Source organism: Croceibacterium atlanticum (assembly GCF_001008165.2).
GTDB classification, from domain to species: domain Bacteria; phylum Pseudomonadota; class Alphaproteobacteria; order Sphingomonadales; family Sphingomonadaceae; genus Croceibacterium_C; species Croceibacterium_C atlanticum.
This window is the reverse complement of sequence record NZ_CP011452.2, coordinates 177,559-195,577: the sequence shown is the minus strand read 5'-3', so window position 1 is coordinate 195,577 and position 18,019 is coordinate 177,559. Positions and strand designations below refer to the sequence as shown.

Here is an 18,019-nt window from a genome sequence, read left to right as displayed (position 1 = left end):
GTCAGGCGACGAAGATCAGGATAACCGCAACGAGGAAGGCCAGAAGGCCGAGAAGTTCCGCGGCGGCGAAGCCGATGAACAGGCGGCCCTGCTGGCCGTCTGCGGCGCCGGGATTGCGCAGGGCGCTTTCGAGGAACGAACCGAAGACGTTACCCACACCGATCGAGGCAAGGCCCGCACCGATCGCCGCGAGACCGGCGCCGATCAGCTTGGCTGCTTCCATGTCCATGACTAAACTCCTTTGTGAAAACTTGTTTGGTGAAACTAACTCAGTGAAGGTTTTCGGCGTCGTTGATATACAGCGAACTCAACAACGCGAAGACATAGGCCTGGATACCGGCAACCAGGATTTCCAGCGCACAGATCGCCAGCATCAGGAGGAAGCTCGGCGTTCCGATCAGGACACCCCAGCCCGCACCGGCATTCGCACTGTCGATGATGAAGCTCGCCAGGATTTCCAGCAGCACGTGCCCGGCCATCATGGCCACGAACAGTCGCAGGCCGAGGCTGAAGGGACGCACGAGGAAGGAGAACAGCTCCACCACGAAGATCAGCGGGATCATCACCAGCGGCGTGCCATGCGGCACGAACAGCGAGAAGAAGTGCAGGCCATGCTTCCAGAAGCCTACCAGCAGCACGATCGCAAAGGACAGGATCGCAAGGACGCCCGTGATCGTGAAATGGCTGGTGAAGGTGAACGCATGGACACCCACCATGGCCAGCGGCAGCGGGATCAGGCCCAGCAGATTGGCGAACAGGATGAACATGAACAGCGAGAAGATGTAGGGAACGTATTTCTTCCCTTCCTTGCCGACATTGGCCGCCAGCATATCATCGATGAAACCCGTGAAGGTTTCCACCGCCATCTGCCAGCGACCGGGCACGAGATCGCGCTTCATCCCGCCAGCGACGAAGATCCACAGCGCCACGGCGGCGATGAGCATCCACAACGCACTGTTGGTGAAAGCGATGTTGTAACCGGCCAGCTCCCAGTTCGCCGAGCCGAACATCGGCTCGATCGCAAACTGGTGCATCGGATCGACTCTGCCTGCTTCGGCTGCCACGTCTTTTCGAGTCCCCAAAGAATTGCAACGCGGCGCCCTGCCGTACCCAATCGCGGGTCAGTCCGGGCGCCGGTTCGAAATCCGAATAATATTCCTGAAGGCAACGACCGTTCCGAGGAACAGCATTCCCAACAGACCCCAGGGCGACGTATCCGCAAACCGGTCGATCACCCAACCGATCAGCGCGCCACCACCGATACCCCCCAGCAAATCCGCTAGCACCCGGTTGCCTAGCCTGTAATTGGCATCAGCACCCTGGTTCCGCGGCCGGTTGCGCTGTTCTTCCCGCTCGCGTGCAGCTTTCAGCCGCGCCTCGAGCGCGTCGATCCGCGCATCCTCACCAATGGGGTCCCGTTCAGGCTTTTCTTCGCTCATGCCAGCCCCTTTGTAGAAGGAGATTGCGGCACAGGCAAAGAGCTGCCCGCCGAGGGCGCCGACCCCCTAGACGGGGGGCATATGCGAGTCAACCTGTCGGAAGCCCCTTCCCGTCCCCGTAATAGAACAAATGATCAGGGACAGCGCGCGTCACGCTCCGGCGGGGCGGAAGTGCGTGTCTGCCAGCTGCCATCGGGCGCCTGATATTTCTCCCCAGGTTCGGTACGGGCAATCGCCAGGCAACCCGCGGTAAAGGCGTATTCCTGCAACGTGGCATTGGCCGCCCGCGCCTTCTCCGCATAGACGGCCTTGCGCTTGATATTGATGTCATCGACCATCTTGCGCAATTCGGACGTGGCCGAACCGACAATCCCCAGATAGCCATCCACCTGTTCGCCAACCTTCCCTGCTTCGCGCGCGGCGGCATAGGCGGGATCCCTCTGGGCAAAGGCGGGCGTGGCGATTCCGCCCAGGGCCACTGCCGCGGCGGTGGCGGCAAGCGTGATGCGGGTCAGGCGGTTCATCATGTCTCTTCGGCTCCGTCAGAAGATGTCGGCATTCTCGTCAATCGTATTCCCGGCGTCATTCGCCAGGCGGTAAACGACCTCGCTCTTGATATTGATGTTGAGCTCGATCACGATCGGCTTGTCAGGCGCATTCACGGTAATGCACCCGCCGACCAGCGCCGATCCCAGCACCAGCATCGATCCCGAAATTACCCTGCGCACGCCTGACATGCGGCCCTTATGCGCCGGTAGCGCGGGATAGGTCAATTTGACGGCTTTCATGGCTCTGTCTCGCTTTCGGAGGGCTGAATAACGGATTCATCGGGCGTATCCAGTGTCGGTGCCGAGGATCGCCGGACGGCCTCATCTTCCCCCACAATCGGATTTCCCAAGGCATCTATCAGGTTGAGTTCACGCGGATCAGTCGCTGCCGGGTCATAGAGCGAACGCAGATCGTTCATCAGCGTATGGAATGACGCGCGAATATTGATGTCGAAGCGGAATGGCAGGCGGGATATGCGGCGCGTGATGAAATTGCTCTGCGCGCCCTCCCCCTGGGAAACGCCATCGAAAACAAGCCGCGTGATGATCTCGCCCGACAGCTCGCCATTCATTTCGACCTGCATCTGCCGGTAATCGAGCGACTTCAGCGCATCGAAGGCGAAATTCGCCATGGCTGAAAGATCCTCGTAGCTCAGCTCTCCGACATAGGAAACATTGCCGCCGGGCGGGCGGGAGATCAGCAGGCCGTTTTCCAGGCTGCCATTGCCCGATTTGTCGAAAACGATCGGCACCGCACCGTCGAAAATGCCGGTGGCGGAGAGGTTTTCCAGTTCCATCCTCTCGATGAACAGAGAGGCATCGAGCCCGACAATCTCGAATACATATCGGCGTTCTTCCTCCGCGCCGAATGTAAGGGATACGGGCCGCATGGTCAGCGTGCCGCCGAAGAAGGGCCAGGTACCGTTCCGGATATCGAGCAGCCGCCCCCCCGTCAGCTGGAAGGTCACGTTCCCGTCACGGACTTCGGTACCCGGATCGATCGCTTCGACATGCAATGTCTGGTCGGGCGCGGTGGTAAGGCCGAGCAGATCGGTAAATTCCACCGTGCCGGACAAGCCGCGAACCGGGCCGAATGCGGCCGCGAGATCCAGCGAATCGGTGGAGAATCTGCCGCTGCTGGTGACATTCTGCGCGTCCCAGTCGATCCGGCCGGCGCCAGTCACCGTTCCGGCGGTATTCGCAACCATGCCGAGTGCGAGATAGCTGAGATTTTCCGGCTGCAGGCGATCGTCGAACAACAATCCGTCGACTGTCAGATTGGCGTGGCCTGCGGCACTGCCGAGATCGTGGCGAATATCCACGCGCACCACTTGCCGGTCCGAATCCGGTTCGCGCAGCAAGGCTTCGGCGACGATCCGGTTGTTCTCCAGCGCCAGCGTCGCATCGCGGGCAATCATCGGCTCGAAACGGTCACTGGCCTCGCGGTCCTCGAGCCGGAATGTGCCGCCTGACAGGACCAGCCTGCCATCGGCGAACCGCCAGTTTCCGCTCGCATCCAGCAGGTCCAGCGGCACGGCGAACAGTTTCACGTCGGCGCCGCTGAACGTGCCTGCAATATCCTCGCCTATCCGGGCATCCAGTTCGCTGATGGCAAAGCTGGTGGCGCTGCCGCCCGGGCCGAGAGTGACCTGCAATTGCTGCGCCGAAAGATTGCCCGGCCATGCGAAACCGATAGCCCCGCTCTGCAGCCGTATCGGCGTATCCGCCAGCGTGCCGCCGAGATCGAGCGAGGGCGCGCCGGCAGCCAGACGCAGCCCGGCATCGCCATATTCCAATATGGCCGAACGGCGCGGCGGGCAGAGGGTCAGTTCCTTCCGGTCGAGCGAGAGATTGGCGATCGAGAATTTGTCGAATCGCAGGTCGGTGCATTCGCGCCACATGGATAGGCCGGCACTGGCGGACCAGTTACCGGAAATCGGCAGAACCAGCCCTTCGACCCGGCCACCGGGCAAGGCTCCGCTGGCTTCGGCCCTGCCATTGAAGGCCAGCACGCCGTCGGATCGGCGAAGGAGGGATAGCTCCGGCAGGGCGAAACGCGCATCGCCCGCCTCATAAGGGGCCATGTTGGCGCGCAGCATGACGCCGCCGCCAGGGCCCTGTTCCATCCGGCCGGCCATGCGCGGCAAGCCTTCACCGCCAGTCGCGAAATTGCCCGCGAAACGCGGCACTCCGCCCTCGCCCGTTTCCCCGCCAATTGCCAGTTGGAAACGGGAGAGCGAAAAGAGGACGGACCCGCTGCTGCCGCGCAGATTCGCATTCGGCACGATAATGCTGACCCGGTCATCGGAACTGCGCAATGTCCAGTCGGCGGCGAGACGGCTGTCGCGCGCTTCACGCGCCAGCTGGGTTCGGACACGGCCGATCAGCGGTGCCAGAAGACTGTCCGCCCCCGCTGCCTCCATATCCGCGAGAGTAGCGTCGACGGCATCGCCTGCGCTGATGCCATTGCCCTCCACACTGCCGTCCAGCTCGATACTGGCAAAATCGCGCCGCGTGCGCAGCGAACCATCCAGTTCGAGATTCGCGATCCGGGCCTGCGCCGTGTCCAGATTGTCGCCGGACAGGTGATAACGGGCCGTCAGCCCGCCATCGCGCCAGGTCAGGTCGCTGCTGCCCGTCAACCGCTCCATCCCGTTGCCGGCATAGGAAAGCGCGGCAAGATCCAGATTCGCCGTGGCATCGAAACCGGCGAGAGTGCGGTCGGCGGTCAGATCGATCTGTGCCGCGCCCTTGCCCAGCGCCAGGTCCATGTCGGCACATTGCAGCCTGCTGAAACGCAGAGGCCCGGAAAATTCCGGCATTTCCGCCTCAATGCCGATTCTGCCATAAAGCGACGCGCCGGAAAGATCGCAGCCGCCCGCCGCCAGCTGCGGCGCAACCGCGGCCAGTTCCCCGGCGAAGCCACCGCGCAAATGGCCCGAGCCGGACAATTTCATCCCGACCGGCCCATAATCGCTTTCCAGCAAGGCCCGCCCGTCTTCAATCGCCAGTTCCATGTCCGGCAATTCGAACGGGCCGCCCTCCCCGGTGAAGAGGACGGGATCGAGCGAACCGAAACTGAGCGTCCCGTCCACGTAACGGCCATAGAGGCGCGGCCCGATCAGCCGTACTCCACCGATGGCGGGAATGCCCAGCCGCGGCTCGATCGTGATGATGGCACGATCGATCGTGAGATCCGGATTTTCCGGATCGCCGATCACGATATCGGTCAACACCTGCTGCTGGGTGCCGATGCTCTCAATCTCATAGCTCCCCCGAAGGCCGTAATCCTCCAGCGCGCCGCCAATTACATTATCGGCGATTCTCTCCCGGCTGAACCAGGCCAGCAGCAATGCCGCGAGGACAAGCGCCAGCACGCCCGCCAGGACCCAGCAACCGGCCCGGCGACGCCCCTTTTCCTCCAGGCCCGTATCCACTTCGCTGTCATGCGCCATTTGCGCGACACTTGCGCGAGGCGCAGCGCAAAGGCAATGCAACATGCGTTCGGAGGGGGTTCTCTTGTCCAGCGAAAGTTCTGATCCGCCGCGGCCCGCACATGGGGGCGCCGGCCACCGTGCCCGCCTGCGCCAGCGCCTGATTGAAGGCGGTGCGGAAGCATTGGCCGATTACGAAGTGCTGGAATATCTGCTCTTCGGCGCCAGCGCGCGCGGAGATACCAAGCCGCTGGCCAAGGCGCTGCTGCAACGGTTCGGCTCTCTTTCCGCAGTACTCAATGCCGATGCCGGTGCGCTCAAACAAGTGAAGGGCATGGGTGATGCCGGTGTCGGCGCGCTGAAAATCGCCGCCCTTGCCGCCCGCCGCATGGCGCGCAGCGAAGTGCGGGAAAAGCCGGTCCTGGGAAGCTGGCAGGCCCTGCTCGATTATCTCGCCATCGACATGGCGCATCTGACGGTGGAGCGGGTGCGCGTGCTGTTCCTCGATACGCGCAACCGGCTGATCCTGGACCATCATGTCGGCGATGGCACGATTGACGAAGCGGCCATCCATCCGCGTGAAGTGATCCGGCGCGGCCTGGATATCGGCGCCAGCGCGCTGATCCTGGTCCACAACCACCCCAGCGGCCACGCGGAGCCGAGCCGGGCCGATATCCAGATCACCCACCGCATCGCCGAGGCCGGGCGGCTGCTGGGCATTACCGTCCACGATCACGTGATCGTCGGGCGCGAAGGGCATGTATCCCTTCGCGCCAAGGGCCTGATCTAGCTTCGGGTCGGCTTAGTCCGCCTCGATACCGAAGCGGGCGAAGAAACGTTCGAGCGAAGGCTGACGGGCCAGCGCGGCGCGGATATCGGCCTCGCCAGCTTTCCGGTCGCCCATTTCCCGCCGCACGATGCCGCGCATGAACAGGCTGGGGGACTGGTCCGGGCTGGCCGACAATGCCGCATCCAGATCGCGCAGGGCGTCCTGGTAGCGGCCGAGCCGGTAATAGCCCATCGCCCGGCTATCCAGTACCGGCGGCGACCAGTCAGCCTTCTCCACCGCTTCGGTGCAGATTTCGGCAAGCCCGTCCGGCTGGACGTTCCATGTCGCCTGATACCAGCATTTCGCATTCAGCATTTCCGGATCGCCGGGCCGCGTAGCCAGGATCTCGTCGATCCGCTCCAGCCCCTGCTGCTTGTTGCCGGCCCATGCTTCCAGTTCGCTGATCGTGGTGGCGATGGTGCGGCGTTCCTGCGCGTCACCCCCCTGTTCTTCCAGCAGCGCGATCGCTTCATCCACGCGGCCCAGATAGGGCAGGATATTGGCCTGCGCGAAAGCCGCATCGATCGAGGGATAGAGCTCCCACGCCGCCTGGGCATCGGCCAGCGCCGCCTCCAGCTCGCCGACCTCGCTCAGCAATTGGGCGCGCTGGAGATAGACGCTGGCGCCCGGTTCCATCTCGATCACCGTATCGAGATCGTCGATCGCCCCTTCGCGGTCGAGCGTCGCCGCGCGAAAGCGGGCGCGCATGCGGTAATTCTCGATCTCGTCCGGATCGTCCTCGATCAGCGTGGTATAGGCGGCCTCCAGCGGGGCGAAGCGTTCGCGATTATCCGCCGAATCATACCGCCGCAGCGTATCGCGCGGGGCCCGCAGGCGCAGTTCCGCCGATCCGAAGCGGACCGCGCGGGACCGTTCCTGCCTGGCCGCTTCCGGGGACAATTCCCCGCCCGGATAAGCAGCGCTGTCGATGATCGTCAGCTCGCCATCTGCCAGTCCGGCTTCGCGCTTCAGCCGGACGGTGGCGATTTCCTCGTCGATGCTTTCCGCCCCTTCCAGTTCGTAAGCCCCGGCATCTTCAGGCAATAGCACGGTCACTTCGGTCCGTTCGGAATATGGGCCGGGGATCGCCACCGGAATATCGCGCCAGATCGCCCGCGAACGGTCGGGACTGAATTTGAAGCCGGCGGTCGGCAGGGAGAATAGACGGCTGGCCCGCCCCCGTTCCCACTGCCAGGGCGAATCCATCACCCCGCTGACCTTCACCGTGGCGGTGTTGGAATCCTCGTTGAAGCGCAGTTCGCTGCTCAAGACCCTGTTTTCACCCAGCCGGTTGGCGGCGAAGCCGGTGATATACTTGTTGAGCTGTTCTTCGGATGCCTGACCGATCAGGCCGCGAATCGGGCCGGCAGCCGGTCCGCTGAGCGTCCATTCCGCGTCATAGAGTAGCGGCAGGTCCACTCCTGCCCGATTGTCGAAGGTGACGCGGTTGACGCTGTCGAACGCCTGTTGCGGGCGCTGCGCCATTTCCACCAGCGCGGCACCGCCTTCGCGCAGAGGCAGGGCGACATGGAAGGCGGGCACTTCCTCCACCACTGCCATGCTGGCACCGCTACTGGTACCGTCCAGCCAGTAATCCGTGCCGTCTATCACCGCATGGACTATCACATGGTCAAATGCTGCCGGCATGGGCAGCATTTCGGGCACCACGTCCCCGGTCTGCGTGGCGACCACCACCGGTTCTGCCTCTATGCCCATCTCGCGCAGCATGGCGAGCAACAGCATCGTCTTGGCCTTGCAGTCACCGAAACGCTTGGCCCATGTTTCCGCCGGGCTTTGCGGGATGTAATTGCCGCCATCCATGCCATTGAGCAGATAGGCGATTTCGTCCTGAACCAGCCGCAGGGCCGCCACGGCGCGTTCCAGCTTGCCATCATGCGCGGCCTCTATCGCGGAAACCTGCTGCGAAATCGCCCCGCCCGGTTTCACCGTGCCTTCCGTCGAATAGAGGGGCGCCATGATCGAGCTGACTTCTTCCCAGCTATCGAACGTGCCGGCCATCAGCATCGGCGCCATGCGATAACGGACCGGGGCATCCACCGGCATTTCGTCCCGCTCATCCAGCGGCAGGCCGATTTCGACAGAGGTAAGCCCATCGTGCCGCGTCACTTCCGGCTGCACGTCTCCTCCGGTCAGGCGCCATTCGACCGGAGCGCCATCGGGCCAGGACATGCGCACGCGCGCCTGCTGCGCCTCAAACGGTTTGGAGGGCAATGGTGCCACGGCCTGCACTTCTTCATCCAGCGCCTGGTCGGACAGGGTGACCGTATAACTCAGGCGCAGAATGTCGCCCACGCGCAGGCCCGGAACCGCCAGCGTGGCGGTATAGGACCCATCGAGCATGCGCTGTTCCAGCTGCCTTTCCCGGCGGAGTATTTCGAACTTCGTACCGTCCGCCAGCACATCGATTTCTTCCCCGTCGCGGATGATCGCGATGCGGTGGATGATCAGATCGCCCTTGTCGGGCAGCCATGCCGCCTGAAGCGTGCCCACGGCGGAAAGCATTTGCGGATTGTCGATCCGGATGGCGCGATCGATATAGGAAGAAAGCTGCCCCACTTCGATCAGCCGCTGATCGTCGAACAGCAGGATCGGCGGGCCGGAAGTTTCCGCCGGCAGCGTTGCCTTGTCCACCCAACCGCCGGCAGGCGCGTAAATCGGTTCCTCTCCGGCAAGAGCAGGCGCGCTGCAGACAAGCGCGCTACCGACCAGAAAACTGGCAATCCTTTTCATTCATTCCCCTTCCCGTCGCGAACGGTTGCCGACGGAAGAACGAATAAGACCACGCAGTAATTGCGAAAGCAATGATTTAGCCGGATGCGGCCGGAAATCGAAACGCGGGTGGATGACAATCACTGCCGCGCGTCGTAAACGCTCCATTCCATGCAGTTCATCCGCCAGCCTTTTCTGCGGCATTACCGCATGTTCGCCCTGCTGGTGGCCATTGCGCTGTTCGTGAAATTGCTGGTCCCGATGGGTTACATGATCGTGCCTCTGGCGGGCGGAGGGATCACCCTGCAGATCTGCGCCGGGCAGACCTTCGGTGCATTGCAGGCTGAACCGGCTGCAATGGCTCATGCCGGTCATGGCGGGCACGATGCCCACTCCGCCCATGCAGTTAAGGCCGATACGCATGGGAACCATGCCATCGGCAGCCAGGAGGATGGCGGCCATGGCAATGATCATTGCGCCTTCTCCGCCATCGGGCTGAGCAGCATGGCCAGCGGAGATCCATTCCTGCTGGCTCTGGCGCTCGCCTTCATTCTCGCGCTGGGCTTCGCCCCGCTGATTGCCCCCGTCCTGCAAAGGCGGCGCTATTCCCTGCCTCCGCTGAGAGGGCCGCCGCACGCTGCCTGACAGGGGGATCGCGGCGGCGAAGGCCGATTGCATATCCGAACCCGATCACGCGCGGCATTTGCGGCCGTGCGATCCTCTTGTCCCGCAGCCCGGAGGCGCGCCGTCGCGGCGCGCACCCACGCATTCGCCGGATCCGCGAACGGACCGGCCGCGCCGCTCTGCCAAGGGTGGCCAGCAGGACAATTTACATGACCAGAAGACATATTTCCCTTCGCGCCGCCCTTGTCGCCACTTGCTGCTCCGCACCTTTGGCGGTGGCCGCGCAGGAAACGCCGGAAAGCAGCACGGAAGACGGCACGCTTTCCATTGGCTCCGACGCCATCATCAATGCGCCCATCGTCGGGACCCGGATCGACCGGATCACATTGAGCGAAAAGCAGGCGGGCACCAGCGATACGGCCAGCATCGTGGCGGATCTGCCCGGTGTCAGCGCCGCGACCGGCGGCGGCTTCTCCTCCATGCCGGCGATCCGCGGCCTGTCCGAACAGCGGGTCAACATCATGGTTGACGGTGTCACGATCGACATCGCCTGCCCGAACGACATGAATTCGCCGCTATCCTACACCGACCCGCAAAGCATCGGTTCGATCAGCGTTCTGACCGGCGTCGCCCCGGTCAGCCATGGCGGTGACAATATCGGCGGTGTCATTTCGGTGGAATCGGCCCCGCCCCTGTTCGGCAGTAGCGACAGCCTGCTGGTGACCGGAGAAGTGTCGAGCTTCTACCGTTCCAACGGGGACGGTTTCGGCGGGGCGCTCAAACTGACCGTGGCGGGGAAGAAACTGAGCGCGACCTATACCGGGTCCTACACCCAGTCCGACCAGTATGATGGCGGCGGAAGCAAGGGGCTCGTCCGCTCCACCGAATATGCCAAGACCGATCACGCACTGGCTCTCGCCTACCAGACCGGCGCGGGACTGCTGAAGCTGAAGGGCGGATATCACTTCGCGCCGTATGAAGGTTTCCCCAACCAGTATATGGACATGGTGTCCAACAAGTCCTGGTATATCAACGGCGCCTATGAAGGGCGTTACGACTGGGGCGAGATCGACCTGACAGCGTCATATCGCGACACGGATCACGTGATGAACTTCCTGGAAGACAAGCTTCCCGGATCCATGCCGATGAACAGCGAGGTTCACAGTTTCGACAGTGCGGCCAAACTGTCCCTGCCCCTCTCCTCTCGCGATACGCTGAAGCTGGGCGCTGAATATCATCATCAATGGCTGGACGATTACTGGCCGCCAGTGCCGGGCAACATGATGATGGGGCCCGACACTTTCGTGAACATCAATGAAGGCACGCGCGACAGGATCGGTGCCTATGTCGAATGGGAAGCGCAGTGGTCCGGCAGGCTTTCCAGCGTGGCCGGCATCCGCATTGACCGGGTGGAAATGGATACGGGCGATGTGCAGCCCTATGGCACCGGCATGATGCAGATGGCGGATGTGATGGCCGCCAACGCCTTCAACGCCGCGGATCGCGAACGGACCGACAATAATTGGAGCGGGTCCATCCTGCTCAATTACGTCCTGTCGGATCTCGCCTCGATCGAACTCGGCTATGCCCACAAGGCCCGCTCGCCCAATCTTTACGAGCGTTACAGCTGGGGCCGCGGATCGATGGCGAGCCGGATGATCGGCTGGTATGGCGACGGCAATGGTTATGTCGGCAATCCGGATCTGGATCCGGAACGGGCCGACACGATCAGCGCCGCACTCTCCCTCGGCGGGTCGGCCCAGGGCTGGCAGCTGCGGATCGCGCCCTATTACACCCATGTCGATGATTATATCGATGCGGCCTTCCTGCAGGATCTGACCGACATGATGGGAATGCCCACGGGCTTCGTGCAGCTGCAATTCGCCAATCAGAAGGCGGAATTCTACGGCGTGGACGTTTCTGGCGCAGCCGAATTGTGGCGCGACAGCGATGGCAATGCCACCAGCCTGTCTGCCACCCTGGCCTGGCTGGAAGGCAATAATCTGACCGATGGCGGCCCCGTCTATCGCCAGATGCCCTTCAACGCGACCATTGCCCTCGCCCATCGCCAGGGAGATCTGGAACTGGGCGCCGAATTCGAATGGGTGGATGAAAAGACGCGGGTGGATACGACCCGTAACGAACCGGCAACCGATTCCTACGCCCTGTTCAATCTCAGCGCTGCCTATACGCTGTCCGGCGTAAGGTTCAGCATCGAGGCGGAAAACCTGTTCGACAAGGGTTACGACCTCCCGCTCGGCGGGGTTTCGCTCGGCGACTTCAAGGCCACTGGCGCGCTGCGGCCGGTGCCGGGGCGTGGCCGTTCGATCAATATCGGGCTCAGCACCAGCTTCTGAAACCGATCGGGGCCGGTCGGGCATAATCTCGCCCGGCCCCGTTCTACGGCATTGCAGGATCGGGATGAAGGGCCTAGCGACGCCGGCAAATATCAGCCTGCCGTTCGGAGTTTGAAATGGTCCCCCGTTACGCCCGCCCCGCCATGACCGCGATCTGGGAGCCGGAATCGAAATATCGCATCTGGTTCGAGATCGAAGCCCATGCGACGCAGAAGCTCGGTGAACTCGGCGTAGTGCCCGAAAGCGGGCCGAAGGCGCTGTGGGACTGGTGGAAGACCGATCCGAAGATCGATGTCGCCGCGATCGACGCGAAGGAAGCCGTGCTCAAGCACGATGTGATCGCATTTCTCGACTGGGTGGCGGAACAGGTCGGCCCCGAAGCGCGCTTCATGCATCAGGGCATGACCAGCTCCGACGTGCTGGATACAACCCTGGCCGTCCAGCTCGCCCGCGCGACGGACATCCTTCTGGAAGACATGGACGAATTGCTTGCCGCGCTCAAACGCCGCGCGGAAGAGCACAAATATACTCCCACGATCGGCCGCAGCCACGGCATTCATGCCGAACCGACCACCTTCGGCGTCAAGCTGGCGCAGGCCTATGCCGAATTCGCCCGCTGCCGCAAAAGGCTGGTTGCCGCGCGGGAAGAAATCGCCACCTGCGCGATCTCTGGCGCTGTCGGCACTTTCGCCAATATCGACCCTGCGGTGGAAGAATATGTGGCGGAACAGATGGGCCTGTCCGCTGAAACAGTGTCCACGCAGGTGATCCCGCGCGATCGCCATGCGATGTATTTTTCCGTGCTGGCCGTCATCGCCAGTTCGATCGAACGGCTGGCGGTGGAAGTGCGCCATCTGCAGCGGACCGAAGTGCTGGAGGCGGAAGAATATTTCTCCCCCGGCCAGAAGGGTTCCAGCGCCATGCCGCACAAGCGCAACCCGGTGCTGACGGAAAACCTGACCGGGCAGGCGCGGATGATCCGGTCCTATGCCATCCCCGCGCTGGAAAATGTGGCGCTGTGGCACGAACGGGACATTTCACATTCCTCGGTTGAACGCTTCATCGGCCCGGACGCCACGATCACGCTCGATTTCGCGCTCGCCCGGCTGACCAGCGTGGTGGACAAGCTGATTGTCTATCCCGAACGGATGCAGAAAAATCTCGACCGGATGGGCGGCCTCGTACATTCGCAGCGCGTGCTGCTGGCGCTTACCCAGGCCGGCCTGCCGCGCGACACCGCCTATCGCCTGGTGCAACGCAACGCGATGAAGGTGTGGGAATCGGATGGCGCATTGTCGCTGCTGGAACTGCTGAAGCAGGATCCGGAAGTGACCGCCGCGATGAGCGAGGCCGAACTGGAAGACAAGTTCAACCTCGATTACCACTTCAAGCAGGTGGATCACATCTTCGAACGGGTTTTCGGCTGAAGCCTTCCAATATGCGCCCTATCGCCCTAGCATCCGATACCGACGCGTAGGAGGAGCAAGACCATGCAAATCATCCGCACGATAGTCTGGGTGGTGCTTCTGATCGCGCTGCTGATTTTCTCGATCTTCAACTGGACCCCGGTCGAAGTGAAGATCTGGGAAGGACTGGTTCTGGAAACCAAGATTCCGGCGCTGGTGGCAGTCGCATTCCTGATCGGCCTTGTCCCCATGTGGCTGCTCCATCGCGGCACAAAATGGCATTTGGGCCGGCGTATCACCTCGCTGGAGAATGCGGCCCGCACGCAGGCCCTCACCCCGGTTGCCCCGGCCCACACGCCGGAAATCGAAGAGGCTCCTGTCACGGCAACGCCCCATGCGGGCGAAGAAGAAGCGGACAAGCTGCGCCCATGAGCAATCCGGTCTATCTCGCGCTCGACCTTCCCCGGCTCGATGCTGCCAGGGCGCTGGCCGAAAAGGTCAAGGCGCATATCGGGGGGATCAAGCTGGGGCTGGAATTCTTCTGCGCCCACGGCCATCACGGCGTGTATGAACTGGCCCATACCGGCCTGCCGATCTTCCTCGACCTGAAACTGCATGACATCCCCAATACGGTGGCGGGCGCGATGCAGGCGATCCATGTCCTGGAACCCGCCATCGTCACGATCCATGCCAGTGGCGGACGTGCAATGATGGAAGATGCCAAGGCCGCCGCGGCCGCAGGAACCAAGGTGGTGGCCGTGACCATGCTGACCAGCCTGGATGAGCGGGATCTCGGCAGGGCAGGCGTTTCCGGCACGCCGCGCGATCAGGTGATGCGCCTTGCCGGGCTGGCGGAAGAGGCCGGGCTGGATGGTATCGTGTGTTCGGGCCATGAAGTCGCCGAAGTTCGCCGCCAGTGGAAGGACGGGTTCTTCGTCGTGCCCGGCCTGCGCCCGGCAGGCGGCGCGGCAGGCGATCAGAAACGTGTCGTCACCCCTCGCCAGGCGCGTGACGATGGCGCCAGCGTATTGGTGATCGGCCGCCCGATCAGCCGCGCCGACGATCCCGTGGAAGCCGCCCGCGCGATCGAGGCGACGCTTTAGGACTTTCTCCGGCCGGGCGAGTTGCCTAGAGCGCCCACATGTCTGAAATGATGATCAAGATCTGCGGCCTTTCCACGCCCGAAACGGTGGATGCGGCGGTCGATGCAGGGGCGACTCATATCGGCCTCGTGCATTACGAACCCAGCCCGCGCCATGTCTCGCTGGAACAGGCCGCACAGCTGCGCCGCCGCATTCCCGAACGGGTGAAGGCCGTGCTGCTGCTGGTCAGCATGGAGGCGCAGCCCACGGTGGAGGCATTGCAGGCCGTGCAGCCCGACGTGGTGCAGTTTCACGGCAAGGAAACCGCCGAATGGCTGGCCGTGCTCAAACAGCATACATCGCTGGAAATCTGGAAGGCGATCGGCGTCAAGGATGAAGGTTCGCTGGAACGGGCGCTGAAATTCAGGGGCGCGGCGGATCGGCTGCTTTATGACGCGGCGGCGGGCAAGCTGCCGGGCGGAAACGGCCTGGCGCTCGACTGGTCGCTGCTCGCCCATCACCGGCACGAAATGCCGTGGGGGCTTGCGGGCGGCCTCACGCCTGACAATGTAGCAGAGGCAATCCGCCAGACCGGCGCCTCTCTGGTGGACACCTCTTCCGGTGTCGAAAGCGAACCCGGCGTGAAGGACGTGGACAGGATCAGGGCCTTCTGCCAAGCGGCCCGCGAAAGCTGATAGCGATATGACTGAACAGAAACCCAACTCTTTCATGAACCAGCCCGACGATCGCGGGCATTTCGGCCAGTTCGGCGGACGTTATGTCGCCGAAACGCTGATGCCGCTGATACTGGAGCTGGAGAAGGAATTTCGGGCGGCCAAGGCCGATCCCGCCTTCAAGGCCCAGTTTGACGATCTGCTGGAACATTATGTCGGCCGGCCCAGCCCGCTCTATTTCGCGGAACGGCTGACCGAACATCTGGGCGGCGCGCAAATCTGGTTCAAGCGGGAAGAGCTGAACCACACCGGCGCGCACAAGATCAATAATTGCATCGGCCAGATCCTGCTCGCCATCCGCATGGGCAAGACGCGGATCATCGCGGAAACCGGCGCGGGCCAGCACGGCGTGGCCACGGCCACGGTTTGCGCACGCTTCGGCCTGCCCTGCGTGATCTATATGGGCGCCACCGATGTGGAACGGCAGCGGCCCAATGTCTTCCGCATGAAGCTGCTCGGCGCGGAAGTCGTGCCAGTGGAATCGGGTGCGAAGACGCTGAAGGATGCGATGAACGAGGCGCTGCGCGACTGGGTCGCGAATGTGCATGATACGTTCTACATCATCGGCACTGCCGCAGGCCCGCATCCCTATCCGGAACTGGTACGCGAATTCCAGAGCGTGATCGGCCGCGAAGCGCGTGAACAATTGCTCGCCCGCACGGGCAAGCTGCCGGACCTGCTGCTGGCGGCCGTGGGCGGCGGATCGAATGCGATCGGCCTGTTCCATCCCTTCCTTGACGATCCTGACGTGGAAATGATCGGCACCGAAGCGGCCGGGCTCGGCATTGAAAGCGGCAAGCATGCCGCCAGCCTGACCGGCGGCGCACCCGGAATCCTGCACGGCAACAAGACCTATCTGCTTCAGGACGAAGACGGCCAGATCACCGAAGCGCATTCGATCAGCGCCGGGCTGGATTATCCGGGCATCGGCCCCGAACATAGCTGGCTGCATGAAAGCGGCCGCGTGAAATACATGCCCGTCACCGATGACGAGGCGCTGGAGGCGTTCCAGCTATGCTGCAAGCTGGAAGGCATCATCCCGGCACTGGAAAGCGCCCATGCGCTGGCCGTGCTGCCCAAGATTGCCAAGCAATATGGCAAGGACCAGATCATCCTCGTCAATGTTTCCGGCCGGGGAGACAAGGACATCTTCACCGTGGCCGAAGCGCTGGGGTTCGATCTGTGAGCCGCCTTTCCAACGCCTTCGCCAAAGGCCATCCCGCACTTCTCTGCTTCCTCACCGCCGGTGACGGCGACACGGCGGCCAATCTCGACGCTCTCGTGGAAGGCGGCGCCGATGTGATCGAACTGGGCATGCCCTTTACCGATCCGATGGCCGATGGCCCGGCGATCCAGGCGGCCAATCTGCGCAGCCTTGGCAAGGGCACGACCACGCGCGACGTGCTGATGATCGCCAATGAATTCCGTGAACGGCATCCGGATGTGCCGCTGGTGCTGATGGGCTATGCCAATCCCATGGTCCGCCGCGGGCCGGAATGGTTCGCGGGCGAGGCAAAGGGATGCGGCGTGGACGGCGTGATCTGCGTCGATCTGGCACCGGAAGAAGACCCCGATCTTGGCCCTGCCCTGCGCGCCGCCGGGGTGGATTTCATCCGCCTCGCCACGCCGACCACGGACGATGCGCGGCTTCCGGCCGTTCTCGATGGATCGGGCGGGTTCCTCTATTATGTCTCCGTCGCGGGCATCACCGGCCAGCAGCAGGCAGCGCTTGATTCGATCGAACAGGCCGTTGCCCGGCTGAAGAAGGCAACCGACCTGCCCGTGGCTGTAGGCTTCGGCGTGCGCACGCCCGAACAGGCCGCCGCGATCGCGCGGGTTGCCGAAGGCGTAGTGGTCGGGTCCGCGCTTGTGGAACTGGTCGGCGAACATGGGGAAGATGCGCCCGCCAGATTGCGCGAACTCACTGCCTCTCTTGCCAAGGCGGTGCATTCCGCGCGAGAGGGCGCGCTATGAGCTGGCTTACACGTGTTCGCAATTCGCTGCCCTTCGCCTCCAAGCGCGAAACCCCGGATAATCTCTGGGTCAAATGCCCGCGCTGTCATGAAATGCTGTTCGCGCGGGAATATGAAGCGAATCTCTCCGTCTGCACGCGCTGCGACTATCACGGCCGCATCGGCGCCGATGCGCGGCTGGGGCAATTGCTGGACGAAGGGTTTGAATTGCTGCCCGAACCCGTGGTGCAGGAAGACCCGCTGAAATTTCGCGACTCCAAGCGTTATACGGATCGCCTGAAACAGGCCCGTGCCAGCAATCCGCACCGCGATGCCTTCACCGCCGCGCTCGGCCGGATCCAAGGGCAGAAGGCCGTGGTCGGCGTGCAGGATTTCACCTTCATGGCCGGATCCATGGGCATGGCCGTGGGCACCGCCTTTTGCGATGCGGCGCAAACCGCGATTGACGAGAATTGCGGCTTCGTGGTCGTGACCGCCGCGGGCGGCGCGCGGATGCAGGAAGGCATATTGTCGCTGATGCAGATGCCGCGCACCACGGTGATGACACGCCGGCTGAAGGAAGCGGGCCTGCCCTATATCGTGGTGCTGGCCGATCCGACCACGGGCGGCGTTACGGCCAGCTACGCCATGCTGGGCGATATCCATCTGGCGGAACCCGGTGCATTGATCGGCTTTGCCGGACAGCGCGTGATCCAGGAAACCATCCGCGAACAATTGCCGGAAGGGTTCCAGCGCGCCGAATATCTGCACAAGCACGGCATGGTGGACATGGTGGTGCATCGCAAGGAGCTGAAGCACGAGCTGGCCCGCCTGCTCGGCTATCTCGCCCCCGCGGAAGCCGCCTGAACGAAGGCCCCCGAAAA

General features: G+C 63.1%; 17 protein-coding genes. 10 read left to right on the top strand and 7 right to left on the bottom strand.

The window, feature by feature from the left end; all coding sequences use genetic code 11:
• Position 1 precedes the first annotated feature (1 nt).
• The 6 genes from WYH_RS00990 to WYH_RS17425 all read right to left on the bottom strand — a co-directional run bounded on the left by WYH_RS00990 (position 2) and on the right by WYH_RS17425 (position 5,442).
• The gene (locus tag WYH_RS00990) at positions 2 to 229 is read right to left on the bottom strand and encodes a F0F1 ATP synthase subunit C (protein ID WP_046902342.1); all 228 of its coding nucleotides are present in this window, start codon (positions 227 to 229) and stop codon (positions 2 to 4) included.
• A 40-nt stretch (positions 230 to 269) separates the two neighbouring features.
• Positions 270 to 1,064: a F0F1 ATP synthase subunit A gene (locus WYH_RS00985; protein ID WP_046902341.1), complete on the bottom strand. Its 795-nt coding sequence runs from the start codon at positions 1,062 to 1,064 to the stop codon at positions 270 to 272.
• A gap of 57 nt (positions 1,065 to 1,121) precedes the next feature.
• Positions 1,122 to 1,439 (bottom strand): AtpZ/AtpI family protein, encoded by a 318-nt coding sequence (locus WYH_RS00980; RefSeq protein WP_046902340.1) that lies wholly within the window; start codon positions 1,437 to 1,439, stop codon positions 1,122 to 1,124.
• A 134-nt stretch (positions 1,440 to 1,573) separates the two neighbouring features.
• The gene (locus WYH_RS00975) at positions 1,574 to 1,963 is read right to left on the bottom strand and encodes a YdbL family probable chaperone protein (RefSeq protein WP_413226737.1); all 390 of its coding nucleotides are present in this window, start codon (positions 1,961 to 1,963) and stop codon (positions 1,574 to 1,576) included.
• Between the two features lie 18 nt (positions 1,964 to 1,981).
• The gene (locus WYH_RS00970) at positions 1,982 to 2,227 is read right to left on the bottom strand and encodes a YnbE family lipoprotein (protein WP_244877940.1); all 246 of its coding nucleotides are present in this window, start codon (positions 2,225 to 2,227) and stop codon (positions 1,982 to 1,984) included.
• Positions 2,224 to 5,442, bottom strand: a complete 3,219-nt coding sequence (locus WYH_RS17425; protein ID WP_053833320.1) for an intermembrane phospholipid transport protein YdbH family protein — start codon at positions 5,440 to 5,442, stop codon at positions 2,224 to 2,226. The genes WYH_RS00970 and WYH_RS17425 overlap by 4 nt, the downstream gene beginning before the upstream one ends.
• A 64-nt stretch (positions 5,443 to 5,506) precedes the next feature.
• Here WYH_RS17425 and radC point away from each other — a divergent pair, with 64 nt between their 5' ends.
• The gene (radC, locus tag WYH_RS00960; protein ID WP_046904675.1) at positions 5,507 to 6,211 is read left to right on the top strand and encodes a RadC family protein; all 705 of its coding nucleotides are present in this window, start codon (positions 5,507 to 5,509) and stop codon (positions 6,209 to 6,211) included.
• A 12-nt stretch (positions 6,212 to 6,223) separates the two neighbouring features.
• On the opposite strand, the gene WYH_RS00955 is transcribed toward radC, so the two are convergent.
• Positions 6,224 to 9,001 carry a DUF3857 domain-containing transglutaminase family protein gene (locus WYH_RS00955; protein WP_046902338.1) on the bottom strand — a complete coding sequence of 926 codons (2,778 nt, stop codon included), beginning with the start codon at positions 8,999 to 9,001 and terminating at the stop codon, positions 6,224 to 6,226.
• A 150-nt stretch (positions 9,002 to 9,151) separates the two neighbouring features.
• Here WYH_RS00955 and WYH_RS00950 point away from each other — a divergent pair, with 150 nt between their 5' ends.
• The 9 genes from WYH_RS00950 to accD all read left to right on the top strand — a co-directional run bounded on the left by WYH_RS00950 (position 9,152) and on the right by accD (position 18,002).
• Positions 9,152 to 9,625, top strand: coding sequence for a hypothetical protein (locus WYH_RS00950; RefSeq protein WP_046902337.1), 474 nt, complete (start codon positions 9,152 to 9,154; stop codon positions 9,623 to 9,625).
• Between the two features lie 188 nt (positions 9,626 to 9,813).
• A complete protein-coding gene (locus WYH_RS00945) occupies positions 9,814 to 11,961 on the top strand; it encodes a TonB-dependent receptor plug domain-containing protein (RefSeq protein WP_046902336.1) in 2,148 nt (715 codons plus the stop codon).
• Between the two features lie 116 nt (positions 11,962 to 12,077).
• Positions 12,078 to 13,388: an adenylosuccinate lyase gene (gene purB / locus WYH_RS00940; RefSeq protein ID WP_046902335.1), complete on the top strand. Its 1,311-nt coding sequence runs from the start codon at positions 12,078 to 12,080 to the stop codon at positions 13,386 to 13,388.
• Positions 13,389 to 13,451: 63 nt separating this feature from the next.
• A complete protein-coding gene (locus WYH_RS00935; protein WP_046902334.1) occupies positions 13,452 to 13,799 on the top strand; it encodes a LapA family protein in 348 nt (115 codons plus the stop codon).
• Entirely contained in the window at positions 13,796 to 14,470 is a 675-nt protein-coding gene (gene pyrF, locus WYH_RS00930) for an orotidine-5'-phosphate decarboxylase (RefSeq protein ID WP_046902333.1), read from the top strand. The genes WYH_RS00935 and pyrF overlap by 4 nt, the downstream gene beginning before the upstream one ends.
• Positions 14,471 to 14,508: 38 nt before the next feature.
• Complete coding sequence (locus tag WYH_RS00925; protein ID WP_082347706.1) at positions 14,509 to 15,144, top strand: phosphoribosylanthranilate isomerase; 636 nt, start codon at positions 14,509 to 14,511, stop codon at positions 15,142 to 15,144.
• A gap of 7 nt (positions 15,145 to 15,151) precedes the next feature.
• Positions 15,152 to 16,369: a tryptophan synthase subunit beta gene (gene trpB, locus WYH_RS00920; RefSeq protein WP_046902332.1), complete on the top strand. Its 1,218-nt coding sequence runs from the start codon at positions 15,152 to 15,154 to the stop codon at positions 16,367 to 16,369.
• Positions 16,366 to 17,157, top strand: coding sequence for a tryptophan synthase subunit alpha (gene trpA / locus WYH_RS00915; protein WP_046902331.1), 792 nt, complete (start codon positions 16,366 to 16,368; stop codon positions 17,155 to 17,157). Before trpB ends, trpA begins: the two co-directional genes overlap by 4 nt.
• A complete protein-coding gene (gene accD, locus WYH_RS00910; protein ID WP_046902330.1) occupies positions 17,154 to 18,002 on the top strand; it encodes an acetyl-CoA carboxylase, carboxyltransferase subunit beta in 849 nt (282 codons plus the stop codon). Before trpA ends, accD begins: the two co-directional genes overlap by 4 nt.
• The last annotated feature ends 17 nt before the right edge of the window (positions 18,003 to 18,019 follow it).